Source organism: Proteus sp. PR00208 (assembly GCF_016238545.1).
Lineage (GTDB): Bacteria > Pseudomonadota > Gammaproteobacteria > Enterobacterales > Enterobacteriaceae > Proteus.
Map to the genome: position 1 here is coordinate 12,830 of NZ_JAEHQE010000019.1, position 14,518 is coordinate 27,347.

At 37.1% G+C, this 14,518-nt stretch carries 12 protein-coding genes; 5 read left to right on the top strand and 7 right to left on the bottom strand.

The features are described from left to right. Positions 1–21: 21 nt before the first annotated feature. The 4 genes from JEP36_RS13205 to JEP36_RS13220 form a co-directional block, all read right to left on the bottom strand. Positions 22–957 carry a phosphatidate cytidylyltransferase gene (locus tag JEP36_RS13205; protein WP_198620860.1) on the bottom strand — a complete coding sequence of 312 codons (936 nt, stop codon included), beginning with the start codon at positions 955–957 and terminating at the stop codon, positions 22–24. After that, positions 944–1,666, bottom strand: a complete 723-nt coding sequence (locus tag JEP36_RS13210; protein WP_198620859.1) for a lysophospholipid acyltransferase family protein — start codon at positions 1,664–1,666, stop codon at positions 944–946. Before JEP36_RS13210 ends, JEP36_RS13205 begins: the two co-directional genes overlap by 14 nt. Positions 1,667–1,669: 3 nt before the next feature. After that, positions 1,670–2,332: a CDP-alcohol phosphatidyltransferase family protein gene (locus JEP36_RS13215; protein WP_198625900.1), complete on the bottom strand. Its 663-nt coding sequence runs from the start codon at positions 2,330–2,332 to the stop codon at positions 1,670–1,672. A gap of 944 nt (positions 2,333–3,276) precedes the next feature. Continuing rightward, complete coding sequence (locus JEP36_RS13220; protein WP_109371383.1) at positions 3,277–3,912, bottom strand: response regulator transcription factor; 636 nt, start codon at positions 3,910–3,912, stop codon at positions 3,277–3,279. Between the two features lie 467 nt (positions 3,913–4,379). On the opposite strand from JEP36_RS13220, the gene JEP36_RS13225 reads away from it, so the two are divergent. After that, on the top strand, positions 4,380–5,375 hold the full coding sequence (locus JEP36_RS13225; RefSeq protein ID WP_196533975.1) for a LacI family DNA-binding transcriptional regulator: 996 nt from the start codon (positions 4,380–4,382) through the stop codon (positions 5,373–5,375). A gap of 29 nt (positions 5,376–5,404) precedes the next feature. Here the strand turns inward: JEP36_RS13225 and JEP36_RS13230 are convergent, their stop codons facing one another. Then, positions 5,405–6,871: a glycoside hydrolase family 32 protein gene (locus tag JEP36_RS13230; RefSeq protein WP_198630330.1), complete on the bottom strand. Its 1,467-nt coding sequence runs from the start codon at positions 6,869–6,871 to the stop codon at positions 5,405–5,407. 272 nt (positions 6,872–7,143) lie between these two features. Here JEP36_RS13230 and JEP36_RS13235 point away from each other — a divergent pair, with 272 nt between their 5' ends. From JEP36_RS13235 to purT, 3 genes are all read left to right on the top strand, one after another. Next, positions 7,144–8,091: an aminoimidazole riboside kinase gene (locus JEP36_RS13235; protein ID WP_109371377.1), complete on the top strand. Its 948-nt coding sequence runs from the start codon at positions 7,144–7,146 to the stop codon at positions 8,089–8,091. Positions 8,092–8,325: 234 nt separating this feature from the next. Next, on the top strand, positions 8,326–9,237 hold the full coding sequence (gene rarD / locus JEP36_RS13240) for an EamA family transporter RarD (RefSeq protein ID WP_109371375.1): 912 nt from the start codon (positions 8,326–8,328) through the stop codon (positions 9,235–9,237). Positions 9,238–9,362: 125 nt separating this feature from the next. Beyond that, positions 9,363–10,550 (top strand): formate-dependent phosphoribosylglycinamide formyltransferase, encoded by a 1,188-nt coding sequence (purT, locus tag JEP36_RS13245; RefSeq protein ID WP_198625896.1) that lies wholly within the window; start codon positions 9,363–9,365, stop codon positions 10,548–10,550. 38 nt (positions 10,551–10,588) lie between these two features. On the opposite strand, the gene JEP36_RS13250 is transcribed toward purT, so the two are convergent. Both JEP36_RS13250 and JEP36_RS13255 read right to left on the bottom strand, forming a co-directional pair. Continuing rightward, positions 10,589–11,308 carry a substrate-binding domain-containing protein gene (locus tag JEP36_RS13250; RefSeq protein ID WP_198630331.1) on the bottom strand — a complete coding sequence of 240 codons (720 nt, stop codon included), beginning with the start codon at positions 11,306–11,308 and terminating at the stop codon, positions 10,589–10,591. A gap of 11 nt (positions 11,309–11,319) precedes the next feature. Next, complete coding sequence (locus JEP36_RS13255; protein WP_232797520.1) at positions 11,320–12,372, bottom strand: ABC transporter substrate-binding protein; 1,053 nt, start codon at positions 12,370–12,372, stop codon at positions 11,320–11,322. Between the two features lie 211 nt (positions 12,373–12,583). On the opposite strand from JEP36_RS13255, the gene htpG reads away from it, so the two are divergent. Beyond that, positions 12,584–14,467 carry a molecular chaperone HtpG gene (htpG, locus tag JEP36_RS13260; protein ID WP_196564422.1) on the top strand — a complete coding sequence of 628 codons (1,884 nt, stop codon included), beginning with the start codon at positions 12,584–12,586 and terminating at the stop codon, positions 14,465–14,467. The last annotated feature ends 51 nt before the right edge of the window (positions 14,468–14,518 follow it).

The following is a 14,518-nucleotide window of genomic DNA, read 5'->3' on the forward strand; positions in this document are numbered from 1 at the left end:
TTTTGATTAAACAGAGTAAAACTAAACGTAAAAATAGCGAATAACGTGGAAGAAAATAGGGGCTGCAAAACAGAGCGAATCCATTCTATCCATCATGCCACCATGACCTTCGATCATCGTGCCAAAATCTTTTACTCCGCTATCTCTTTTGATTGCAGACATACATAAACCACCGGCAAAACCTGCCAATGTGATTACTAAAGAGAGTAAAAATGCAGCCCACCATGAGAAAGGCGTTGCCCACCACAACATCATGCCAATAAGGCTGGCAGAGATAATGCCACCAAAAAAGCCTTCCACTGTTTTATTTGGACTTAATTTAGGCACGATAGGATGTTTGCCAAATAATTTACCAAACACATATTGAAGTACGTCAGAAACTTGCACCACTATCATTAAAAAGAGCAGTAAATTGATATTACGGCCTTCGAAACCTTCAATTGGCAACATTAAAAGTGCGGGTGCATAACTTAGGCAATAAATTGCTATCATTACGCTCCATTGCACTTTTGCCATACGTTCTAAGAAGTGGCGAGTGTCACCTGAAAGTGCCATACGTGTTGGTATTAATAGAAAGGCGTAAACGGGAATAAATACTGCCATTAAGTTGTACCATTGCACACCAACAAGAATGTATTGGATAGGCAATATAACGAAGAAACACCAGAACAGAGCTTCATGGTCGCCACGATGTGTGGGTGTTAAGGTAATAAGTTCACGTAATGCAAGCCATGAGATAATAGCAAATAGGACGACAGAACCTATTGCTCCAATCCCTATTGCAACACCTGCAATAATACACATCACCCACCACGCATTGATCCTTGAATTAAGATTGGTGATGGTGGATGTAGGGCCTTTTACTGCTGCTAAAATAGCACCAATAATGCTGGCGATAATTAAGAAAGAGAAGAGTCCGATAAAGATCCAGAGGACTTCGTTATTAATACGTTCCATTGTGTAGCTCCTCTAACGCACTTTTTGCTCTTACTAGAAACTCTTGTTTACTTTCATGTTCATGAGTGGCTTCAATAGGGGCACCAAAAATTGCACTGCAAATAACAGGAACAACTAAGCGAGAGCCTTTGGGAAGAACTCTGTTTAAGTTTTCCAGATAAATAGGGACTAATTGAACATTCGGATTTTTACGAGAAAGATGCCAAAGACCTGTTTTAAAATCTTGAATAGATTCGCCATTACCTCGAGTACCTTCAGGAAAAATAATTAAAGAATCCCCTTGGTCTAAAATTTCTTGCATCAGAGCAAGTGCATTGGCTTTATTTGGTGCTGATGATGCAGCGTCATTAGCAAGTTGCTCTGCGCTTTCTCCGCAAGAATTTTCCTCTTGTGGAAAATTCATTTTGGCGGCATGACGAGGAATAAGAATAGCTCTAAAGATACGATGAGATAAATAACGGCGTAAGCGGTTTTTGTTCCAATAATCTTCAGCGGCAACGGGATGAACATAAGGGCGAATATTGGGTGAAAGACAAGACCAAATAACTAAGCCATCAAGATGACTAGAATGGTTAGCGTAATAAATACAAGGAATATCTTTTGCAATAGGAGAAGTTTGTTTAGCGCGAATACCTGTTAGGAATCGACAAATAGAGACTAAAACGGATGATACCACTTTTGCATCTAAAGCAAGTTTTCCATTTTTCATTAATCAGACACCTTGTGCTAAATCCCGTAAAATTCGACGGGTTCTGAAAATTGTGGTCAGCATTGAACCTAAAATAATAATCCATAATGAAATCAAAAAGAGCCATATTCCCCAAAGATTAGGAATAAATGCAGCAATAACAGCAACAGAGGTTAATAACGCCATTCGGTGTTGTTTTGCCATGGGGCCTGTAAATTGTTGATCTAGTCCACAAGCGCCACCTAATACACGAACATAAGCGGTCATTACTGCAAAAAAAGCGCACACCCAGCTCAACGTAATGGCCATAGAAAAGTCAGAAGATAGCCCATAACCGACACCTAAAATAATTAAAGTATCAGCAATTCTGTCTGGTAATTCATTATAAACAGCACCTACTGGACTTTTCATGCCTCCTTCGACGGCAACCATACCATCTAGTAAATTACAAATGAGGCGGCCTTGGATCATGATAGCGCCAAGGAGCAGTAAAATTGAGCGTAATAGTCCAGATGTGTAGAAGAGGGCACAAAAGAGTGATAAGCCTGCAAGTAATGCAAATATGACACTAAACACAGAAATGCCGTTAGGCGTTGCCCCTTTTTGTTGTAAGTAGCGGCTGCACTTTGTAGCCCAGTTTGTTTGTCTTGCTTTTATCGGGCGACGGTTTTTATCTTGAGTGTTCATTTTTCTTTGTAAAAAGCGAGTTAGGAGGGTATAGCATAAGGGCATTTACTCAAAGTGAAAATAAGAATAAACGTATAAGTTTATCTTATATTTTTTTATGCAGATTAATTCCTTCTTTTTTTGCTCTTATTAAGACTATAAATAAATTATTAATAATCATTTGTTTTTCTAGGTGTTAATACTTATTTAGGGCTAGTGCATTATACTTACACAATGTGATCATTTAATGATGCTCTTTATTTGATTGTTATTAAGTAGAAATGGTAAATGATGTATTACATTAATTAAACTATAAAGAGAATAAATTTCTTAAGTAAAAGGGAGTATAAAAGGAAATACTTATTATTATTTCTTATTTTACTGTTTAAATAATCACAATTAAAACACTTCGATTAGAATTTTCTTATAAGGAATTTTTTGTTTAAATCGAAAATCAAAACGCATAACCAGTCTTTAAATGGGCATAAAAAAAAGAGACGGGAATTTCTTTTGTATTATTTTTTACTCATTAATAATTTTCTTCGTAAAATAAGAATAAAGGAAATGAGAAATTAGAAATGAGAATACTCATCTTTATAATAAGTAAAAAATGATTTATATCAAATGAAGGACTTCATTTATTCTTATATTGCTATTACTAATAAAAAACAATGATAATAGTTATTAATAATAGCGATTATGAAAATAAAATATACAAATGTTTTAAATTGAAATTAAACGAACACTAATGAAAGGGTGGCATCAAAATAAGTTGCCGCCCTTTCTATCGTAGAATGGTGTCTAGCGTATTAATTATTCCCATATTAGGTGTAATTCATCCAAAATAGAATATTTTTAGAAGTACAGCTTTCTCTCATTAATAAAATATAATGAAAATTAAACAGGTCATATCGTTATATAGTAAGATAATACAACCCATTGATAAATAGAAATCACATTGTAAATCAGTTTGCTCTTAAGTCATATTTCTTAAAGAAATCATACTCTTGAACTAATTGTGGTAGTGATCTTATTTTCAATTTCGTATACATATTTGAACGATGCACTTCAACTGTACGAGGCGATAACGAAAGTTTTTCTGCCGCTTCTTTGCTCGTATTTCCGTCAAGGATCATCTCCATAACCTCTTTTTCTCTATTAGATAACTTACCAAATTTATCTTTTAGAGATATATATGTTCGGAATTGCTCAACTTCACTTTCATAATGTAGGAAAGATTCCGAGACAATATTAAGAAGTTCATTCACATTTAGAGGGCGAGTTAAATATTCGAAAGCCCCTGATTTAAATGCGTTACGACAACTCTCAATGGAACTATCCCCAGAAATAATAATAACAGGGATGATGTTTTTCAATTTGTTGAGTTCTTTAATCAGTGCAATTGATGGTGCTGCACTACTCTTTGTATTAATTATGATGCACTCTTTATGAGCTCCTTTTGTTGATGAAAAATAGTATTTCAAGAAAGCCTGCTCATTTGAATAGGTTTTCACATTAGCCGCTAAAGAAGAAAGAACGGCTTTAAGTTGAACTTTTGTACTGTCATCTTCAAAAGTGATTAAGTGGATTATTGATTCCATATGTTGCTCCTGGTTTTACTCTGCTCTTACACTAAAAGTGAATGAGTAACGAAATTTGACTAATTTATAAGTTTTTTATGTAGGGTAACATTCACGCAACGGAGCCATATTCAGAATATATCAAATTAAAAATGATTAATACTTCTGTATTATATTATAGATAAAATATCAGAACTTTGTTTTGTTTCAATATTTGTATTTTATAGATAAGAATAATTTATTTCTATAATGAAAGGATGAGATAACTATTATTAATTGTAACTAAGTTTTTTATCGTAAGTGATTTTAACTATATTAAACTCACTTAATAAGTAAAAAAATAATATATTTAGGTGTTTTTTTATGAAGTAATTAATAGTCGCATTTAGTTACAATACAATTCCCTTTGTGGCTTTTTGGCTTTACTTCTTGTAAAATAGCACTTTATTTCTACTGACCCTTTTTAATAAACCAACCGAGCCAATGCTATGGCGTCACTGAAAGATGTAGCTCGACTTGCATCCGTTTCTTTGATGACAGTCTCAAGAGCGATTAATAACCCTGAGTTATTAAAACCAGAAACACTGAAACAAGTCCAAAATGCGATTGATCAACTTAACTATGTTCCAGATTATTCTGCACGAAAAATTCGTGGTCAAGGAACAAAAGTATCATCAATTGGTGTTCTGGCAATTGATACCGCAACGACACCGTTTTCTGTGGAAATGATTTTATCGATAGAACAAACCGCAAGAGAATTTGGTTGGAGTTCATTTGTTGTTAATTTGACTGCACAAGATTGTTATGAAAATGCCATTTGGCAACTTTTGGCTCAACGTCCAGATGGTATTATTTATACCACGATGGGGTTGCGTGAAATCACCGTACATGAAAAGTTGCTCGATAAGAATTTAGTGTTAGCAAACTGTTTAGATAAAACGCACGCTTTTCCAACTTATATTCCCGATGATTATCATGGACAGTATTTTGGGATGAAAAAAGTCATCGAGAAAGGGTATCGCCGTCCTTTGTGCTTTTATATACCTGAAGAGTCTGTTGCAGGTCCTATTCGTCGTAAAGCCGTTGAAGATGCTTGGCAAGAGGCTGGGCTACCATTGGCGGATCTACAACAATATACGATGATGTTTGGAGATGAACACTACCGTGATGTGATTGAAATATTGAAAAAGCATTGTGTTCATCAAAAGGCTGACTTTGATATTCTCATTTGTGGTAATGACCGTATCGCTTTTCTCGCTTACCAAGTTTTACTTTCTATGGGGTTACGTATTCCAGAGCAAGTGGCTGTTTTGGGATACGATAATATGATTGGTACGGGAGAATTGTTTTATCCACCATTAACAACGGTACAACTGCCTCATTATGAATTAGGTAAAGAGGCGACGTTGCATATTATTCAAGAACGAAACCATAGAGATACCGTACACGTACCTTGTCAATTAGTTGAACGTGAGTCTATTTAAAGACTCACGTCTTACTTACCTTCTCAATATCAGTAAATACTATTTAGCAGCCAATATTGACCATTAATCAGTGTTGCATCGCCATTCATGGCAAAAAGACGTAAAGTTTGAGTATTTTGTTGAGCATAATATCGGCTGCTAAAGGTGAATTCGCCTTTATTTACAAAGACTTCAATTGATGAACGATCAATGAAAATACGTAAATTCAATTCACAACCTTCAGGTAATGGAATACTTCTAGCTCCACTCATATTGTGCTGAGGATAATGGCGGTTAAGAACTAAACGATGTGATTGATTATCAACAAATAGCTCAAGCCCTTCACCTAGCCATAAGCCAAATTTTTCAGCATGACTGTCTAAAGATAACGTTAAGTCGAGTTCGATAGCGGCAGTATTATTTATTAGCTCGATAGATTGATTACTGAGTGTTAATGGCTGGATAGTCTGTTTTTCTTGGCGCAATGATTCGACTTCTTTAACGGGGATCATGCGTAAGCGATTTTTGGATTTATCAAACGTGATTTCACGAGGGAGTGTAAAACAGCCAGACCAAAATTCAGATTTTGAAGGCATTGGCGAATTCCACATATCCATCCATCCCATTGAAACACGACGACCATCAGGTGTCGTAAATGATTGTGGCGCATAATAGTCATGGCCATTATCAAGTTCAATAAAGTGACCTTGTGGTTTAAAAGGTTGATTTGGCGACCACTGGCCAATTAATGCCCCTGATTGAAAGAGATTGCGATATTGATAGCCTTCGGCTCGTTTTCCTTGTGGTGAGAAGACGATTGCAAATTTGTTTTCTTGGCTAATAGGGAAGAAATCAGGGCACTCCCACATATAGACATTTTTATCATCCGTTTTTCCTAAAACAGTGTAATCGTTGTTCCACTGTTGACCTTCCTCAAATAAGGTTTCGCTAGAGAAAAGTAGGACTTGTCCTTGATCTTTTTCATCACGAGCACCAACAACCATCCACCATTTACCGTCTTGATACCAGACTTTAGGATCACGAAAATGCATATAACCTTTAGGGGGTTCTAAAACGATCCCTTTTTTCTCAAAATGAATGCCATCTTCACTGATAGCAACACATTGCGCTTCATAGATTTGATTATCATCCCCTTCGGCGGCTAACCAATTGTGTCCGGTATAGAAAAGATAGAGTTTACCTTCATGGCTAATTGCTGATCCTGAGAAGCAACCACTTTTGTCGTAGTCATCTCCTGGTGCTAACGCAATAGGTTGATGTTGCCAGTGGATCATATCGGTACTTGTGGCATGTCCCCAATGCATTGGTCCCCAATCTTGAGAATAAGGATGGTGCTGATAAAAGGCGTGATATAAACCATCATGATAAATAAGACCATTAGGATCATTTAACCAACCCGCAGGCGCTGCCAAATGAAACTGGGGATAAAATTTATTGCCTCGTTTTTCAATCAAGGTATTTAGGGCTTTTGTTGATTGTTCTAAGCGGTGTTTCATATCATTATCCTTATTATATTTTAGAGTTATTAGTGTGTTTTTAAGATCACAAAAGGGTAAAGAACAGATGTAATCACACTATTACTCTTGTTGTTAACGATAACATTTAGAGTGAAAAAAATACGATGCATGAGATTGACTTTATCATCTTATCTCATTATGTTAACGTTATCAGTGTGGATTTACGAGCAATATCTTTACTTATTCGTTATGAATAGTCATAAAAACAGAATATAGTTAAGAAAAATAATTGCTTATCTTCAGGAGAGATTATGAAAGTCTGGTCTTTAGGTGACGCTGTTGTTGACTTGATCCCATTGCAAAACATGCAATATGAAGCATGTGCTGGTGGCGCGCCAGTCAATGTTGCTGCTGGCGTTGCTAAGCTTGGTCAACAAAGTGGTTTTATTGGACGTGTAGGTGAAGATGCGTTCGGCCATTTTATGCAAAAAACATTGTTTGATCTGGGCGTTGATACTCGTGCAATGGAATTTGATGAGTTTCATCGTACCAGTACTGTTCTTGTCTCTTTACAAGAAAATGGTGAGCGTGATTTTACTTTTTTAGTTGCTGAGTCTGCGGATCAATTTTTAACAGAAAAATCTTTACCTGCGTTTGAAAAAGATATTTTGCATTTTTGCTCTTTAGCATTAGTGAATCCCATTTGTCGCTCGACCTTAGATTGTGCAATCAAAAATATTAAAGAAAGCGGTTCACTACTGAGTTTTGATATTAATTTACGACCTCAAATGTGGCGTGATCATGAAGAAATGCGCGAAGTTATTGATAATTATGCGCATAAAGCAGACATATTAAAATTATCCGAAGATGAGCTTACGTGGATGACACAAGAAGTGACATTGAATAATGCACTTAAAAAATTAGAAGATTATCCCGCTCGTTTAAAAGTGATCACCCAAGGCTCTAAAGGTTGTTTAGTTTTAACGCCAAATACCCAAGTCGCATTTAGTGCCTTTATCGTTGAATGTATTGATACAACCGGTGCTGGCGATGCCTTTATGTCAGGCTTGTTAGCTGCGCTTGCTGAATATGGTTTTGCTGAAGATGAACCATATCTATCAAAAATAGTGACGCAAGCAGCTGCTTGTGGCGCTTTAGCCACCACTAAAAAGGGGGCAATAGCCGCGGCACCAAGTCGTAAAAAATTACATGATTTTGTTCAGCAGCAACCGCCTTTACATGTTAGGGAGATTTTCTAACAACTTACCCATTTTTTCTGGTTGTGGTTTTTACCACGGTTTTCCCTTAATGGATTTTCCTATTCTCCATTTATAACGACTTTTCTCGGAGTGGTTATTTGTGGAGATTTTTTTATCTCATCTATGCTGTTGTACTGATGTTTAATCAATCAATCAGCGATGCTGATCATATTGTTCTGTCGGTTTTAAGTGTATGATATTAAATCTTATCGACTTTTATTGATGGAACATTAAATGTGGGCTCAATCGGGCGCGGTATTAGCCATTTTTTCTTATATTCTTTGGGGAATTACTCCTCTGTTTTATCGGCTGTTACCGGGAGCGCAGCCGTTAGAAATGTTGGCTCAGCGTTTGATCTGGTCTATCCCTCTTTTATTACTCGTACGACTCTTTATTAAAAATAGGACACGATGGCGCGCTGTTTTACAAGATAAGCGCTCTATTTTTATGTGTCTATTTAGCTCAATGGCTATGGCCGTTTCTTGGTGTACATTTACCTATGCATTAACACATCAACAAGTATTAGAAGCGAGCTTGGGGTATTTTATTAATCCGCTTTTCTCAATTTTATTAGGCGTCATATTTCTTAAAGAAAAGCTTAATTCAGCAGAAAAATGGGCTGTTGCTTTAATTTGTGCTGGTGTGGGCTATCAATTGTGGATGTACGGTGAATTACCTGTATTGGCTATAATGATGGGCGGTGCATTTGCTGTATATGGATTAATTCGTAAGTTTATTCGTTTTGATGTGATCACGTCTTTATTTATGGAAACTCTTTGGTTAATGCCATTAGCAATAGGCGCTACGATTTGGTTGGTTGTTACCGATAAAAGTGCATTACCTTCGGCTGATAATTTGACTCGTTTTTATTATATCTTAACAGCTCCAGTGACTATCTTGCCGTTATTATTCTTTACTGCTGCAGTCAAACGAACCACGTTAACCGTGATAGGATTAGCGCAATACATTGAACCTACCATTCAATTTTTACTGGCTGTTTTCTTATTCCACGAAGCTTTTGATGAAGTAAAAGGCGTGAGTTTCTCACTGATTTGGTTAGGACTTTTATGCTGTATCTTAGCACTTATCCGAAAACGCCTTAATTATCTAAAAATTCAAAAAGGAAAGCGTAGCCAAACAATGTAATTGTTTTATTTATCTGTCTGATTATTTTTTTGTCTGGCTATTTTTCTATCAAGCTAAATCCGCTATGCTATATGAAAGGCAATCGTTTGCGTGATTGTGATTTTTATTAATGGTGAGGATAAAAAATGACAGTGCTGGGTACGGCTCTTACAGCAAGTGCAACAAAAGTGATGTTATTAGGTGCCGGTGAATTAGGCAAAGAAGTCGCGATAGAATGCCAACGCTTGGGAATTGAAGTGATTGCCGTTGATCGCTATATCAATGCTCCAGCTATGCATATTGCTCATCGTCATTATGTTGTAAATATGTTGGATAGCGATGCGTTAAAGCAAGTTATTGAACAAGAGCGACCTGATTTTATCGTTCCTGAAATTGAGGCTATTGCAACAACGTTACTGGTTGAATTAGAACAAGCGGGGCAAAAAGTTGTTCCTTGTGCCCGTGCTGTAAAGCTAACTATGGATAGAGAAGGTATTCGTCGTTTAGCCTCGGAAACACTGCATTTACCTACATCGAACTATCAATTTGTTGATGATGAAGTGAGCTTTAAAAAAGCTGCTCTAGAAATAGGCTTCCCTTGTATTGTAAAACCTGTCATGAGTTCATCTGGAAAAGGGCAAAGTGTTATTCGTAATGAAAATGATTTAGCTCAAGCTTGGACTTACTCGCAAGAGGGCGGGAGAGCAGGAAAAGGACGCGTTATCGTTGAAAAAATGATCCCGTTTGATTTTGAGATCACGTTACTGACTATTCACGCTGTTGATGGTACCCATTTTTGTGCCCCTATTGGTCATCGACAAGAAAAAGGGGATTACCGTGAATCATGGCAACCTCAAAAGATGAGTGACATCGCGCTTGCTAAAGCACAGCATATTGCGAGTAAAGTGGTTGAGAACTTAGGGGGCTATGGTTTATTTGGTGTTGAGTTGTTTGTTCAAGGTGATGAGGTATTTTTTAATGAAGTCTCACCTCGCCCTCATGATACTGGATTGGTGACACTAATTTCTCAAGACTTATCAGAGTTTGCGCTTCATGTTCGTGCTTTTTTAGGTTATCCCATTGGTGGAATTCGCCAATTAGGCCCTTGTGCATCAGCGGTTATTTTACCTGAGCTTTATAGTACGAATATTGTGTATTCTGGTATTGAAAAAGCATTGAAGGCGGATCGTCAAATTCGCCTTTTCGCCAAGCCTGAAATTGCGGGTTCTCGCCGTTTAGGTGTTGTACTTGCTCACGCTGATACGATAAAACACGCATTAGATGAAGCAAAAGCAGGTGCTAACGCTATCATTGTCAATGACGCCCAAAAATAGCGATGTAACATAAGATTACTTACCGCTAAGAAGGAAACCTAACTTAGCGGTAAAAATCCAGCTTTAATAAAATACGCTTTAGCATAAGGAGATAATATCTCCTGATATAAACTATACGCCTGAGAATGAATAAGTGTTGCACAATAGTGCGCGGTAACATTAAAAGGCTTTGGAATACCGAATATCTTTAATTCAGGAAATTGACTGAGTTGTGCTTGATAGTGCTGGTAGCCAATAAAGGCATCAGCTTGATGTGTTGTAATTAAGTAATGAGCAGCCATTCTACCTTGAGGGATAGTAAGTGAATGCTTACCTCCAACCAAAGAAAGTGCTCGCATTTTTAATGCCTGACTTAACTCTGGATTAATTTGTGCAATATTATTAAAAAGTTGCCAACTGTAATCCCCTGATGGATCTGCTTTTGGTGTGGATATCGCTAATTTTAATGCGGTATTTGATAATATACTAAGCCAGTTATCTTCTTCATTTACACCGTTACGACGAGCGGTAATGCAAAGCTGATTGGCAATAAAAGGGGCATATTGCAGTGCAAAGCCTTTCTTGATTAATTGTTGAGCATTATTTTCATCAGCAGAAAGAAATAAATGACAGGTTTCCCCTTGTTCAATTCGTTGACGCAAAAGTCCAGCGGGTCCAAATGTAAGCGCCCATTTTTCGCCTGTTTTCTGCTTATAATGCTCAATAAAAGCAGGTAGTGTGGTTTTTAAGCTACCTGCTGCAAAAAGGGAAAATATCATGGTGTTATATCTTACTCTTTTCCTTGATATTGAGTACGATAGAATTTTTGATACCAATCATTAGCTGCTTTTTGCATATCGATATCACTAAATTTTTCAGGATAGAGTTTTTTTGCCATCCACAATTCACCGATTGCCATGGCTTCTGGCATTGGATAACCCCACGCTTTTGCATATTCAGGCATTAAATAAATGCGATTGTTTTTAACCGCACTAATCACTTGCCAACGTGCATCTTGTTTGATTTCATCAACAACTTGAGGGTATCTGTCTTGAATAAAAATAACTTCTGGATCCCATGCAATAACTTGCTCTAAAGAAACTTGTTTATAGCCTTTGACGGTTGATGAGGCAACATTAAAGGCGCCTGCATGTTCCATCATAAGTCCCGTGTATTTTCCTGAGCCATAAGTGGTTAAATCAGGATTGGCCATATAGGCACGGACTCGTTGCGATTTAGGAATATCTTGTAAGCGCTGGCTAACCTGCTCACGTTGTTTAAAGGTATCGTTAACTAATGCTTGTGCATTTTCTGATTTATTGACGATATCACCAATCAATAAAATACCTTCTTTTAGCCCTTCGTTATAAGCCTGTTCTTCGTTTTGTAATGTTGGATTAAGCTTTGATTTATCGTCGTTACTCTCTTTACGCAATGAAATTGCAACAACAGGAATACCCAATGCAGAAATCTTATCAATCATCTCTTTAGGGGCATAATTGGTGACAAAGACAACTTGAGGTTGCAGTTTGACTAAACTCTCTGCATCAAAACTGGTGAGATCACCGACTTTAGGTGTTTTCTCTAGCGATGGTGCTAATTGTGCATATCCATCACCAAGTTGTTGCTTCCAATTAGACATCACGCCAACAATTTTATCTGTTGCATCAAGCTGAACTAATAAATTGAGGGTTTGATGTTGTAAAACTACCGTTCTTTCTACTTTATCTGGAATGGTAACGGTGCGACCAATTTGGTCTACGATTTGTCTATCTGCATAAGAGAAAAAAGAGAGGGAGAGTAAGCCAATACCCAATAAACAGTGCTGTAATAACGCTTTCATAGTTATAAACCCAAGTTAATATCGCTGTATAATAAAATATACAACTAAAAATATCCAACAAGTATTATTTTGGCTCAAACTTTAATCATATAAGGTGCGTAATCACTTTTATTAGCTTAATTTCTTACTCAACCCTTGAAACTTGCTTAACTATCCCCACTTTTTATCCATATTGATTTTTTTCGCCAAATTAGGATTAATTGAGGTAAAAATGAGTATGAAAGGTCAGGAAACAAGAGGATTTCAGTCAGAAGTTAAACAACTTCTTCAATTAATGATCCATTCTCTTTACTCCAATAAAGAAATTTTCCTTCGCGAATTGATTTCTAACGCATCAGATGCGGCTGATAAATTGCGTTTCCGTGCATTATCAGATGCAGCGCTTTATGAAAATAATGGCGAGTTGCATGTACGCATTTCCACTGATAAAGAAGCTCGTACTCTGACTATCAGTGATAATGGTATTGGTATGACTCGTGATGAAGTCATTGATAATCTCGGTACTATTGCAAAATCAGGTACAAAATCATTCTTAGAATCTATCGGACAAGATCAAGCTAAAGATAGCCAATTAATTGGTCAGTTTGGTGTTGGATTCTATTCTGCGTTTATCGTTGCAGATAAAGTGACAGTACGTACTCGGGCTGCTGGTGAAAGCGCCGATAAAGGTGTTTTTTGGGAATCTGAAGGTGAAGGTGATTACACCGTTGCTGATATTGAAAAAGCTGATCGTGGTACTGAAATTACGCTTCATTTACGTGAAGGTGAAGATGAGTATTTAGATGATTGGCGCCTGCGTAGCATTATTAGTAAATATTCCGACCATATTTCTCTGCCTGTTGAAATTGAAACGAAAAATGAAGAAGACGGCACTGTAACATGGGAAAAAATTAATAAAGCGCAAGCACTGTGGACTCGAAATAAAGCTGAAGTGAGTGATGAAGAGTATAAAGAGTTTTATAAACATATCTCTCATGATTTCGCAGATCCATTAAGCTGGGCACATAACCGTGTAGAAGGTAAGCAAGAATATACAAGCTTATTATATGTGCCTTCAAAAGCGCCTTGGGATTTATGGAATCGTGAACAACGCCATGGTTTAAAACTCTATGTTCAGCGTGTCTTTATTATGGATGAAGCTGAGCAGTTTATGCCTAATTACCTACGTTTTATCCGTGGGTTAGTGGATTCTAATGATTTACCGTTAAACGTTTCTCGTGAAATTTTACAAGATAGCTCTGTTACACGTAATTTACGCAGTGCATTAACTAAGCGTGCATTACAGATGTTGCAAAAATTGGCAGAAAACAAGCCTGAAGAGTATCAAGCATTCTGGAAAGAGTTTGGTTTAGTCTTAAAAGAAGGCCCAGCAGAAGACTCATCTAACATTGAAACTATTGCTAAATTACTGCGTTTTGCATCAACGCATAATGACAGCGATGCTCAAACAGTTTCACTGGAAGATTACGTTAACCGTATGGTCGAAGGCCAAGAAAAAATCTATTACATCACTGCTGATAGCTATGCCGCTGCGAAAAATAGCCCTCATTTAGAGCTGTTCCGCAAAAAAGGTATCGAAGTACTGCTGTTATCTGATCGTATTGATGAGTGGATGATGAATTACCTGACTGAGTTTGATGGCAAATCATTCCAGTCTGTCAGTAAAGCAGATGAATCTCTTGATAAACTTGCTGATGAAGAGAAGCAGGCTGAGCAAGAAGAAACAGATAAACAATTAGCACCTTTTGTTGAACGCATTAAAACCTTGCTAGGGGATAAAGTTAAAGATGTGAAATTAACACATCGTTTAACAGATACTCCGGCAATTGTGACAACCAGTGCTGATGAAATGACAACACAAATGGCCAAGTTGTTTGCAGCAGCAGGACAAGCAGTACCAGAAGTGAAATATAACTTTGAGCTGAACCCAAATCACCCATTAGTGAAACAAACTGCCGAGTTAACCGATGAAGCGTTGTTTGCGGATTGGGTAAATTTATTGCTGGATCAGGCTCTATTTGCTGAAAGAGGCTCTTTAGAGGATCCAAACCAGTTTATTCGCTTAGTGAATCAACTTTTAGTTCAAAAAGCGTAACTGTTTTCGTTTTCAAACATTTAAACCACGTTTATCTGAAAAGAGAGCGTG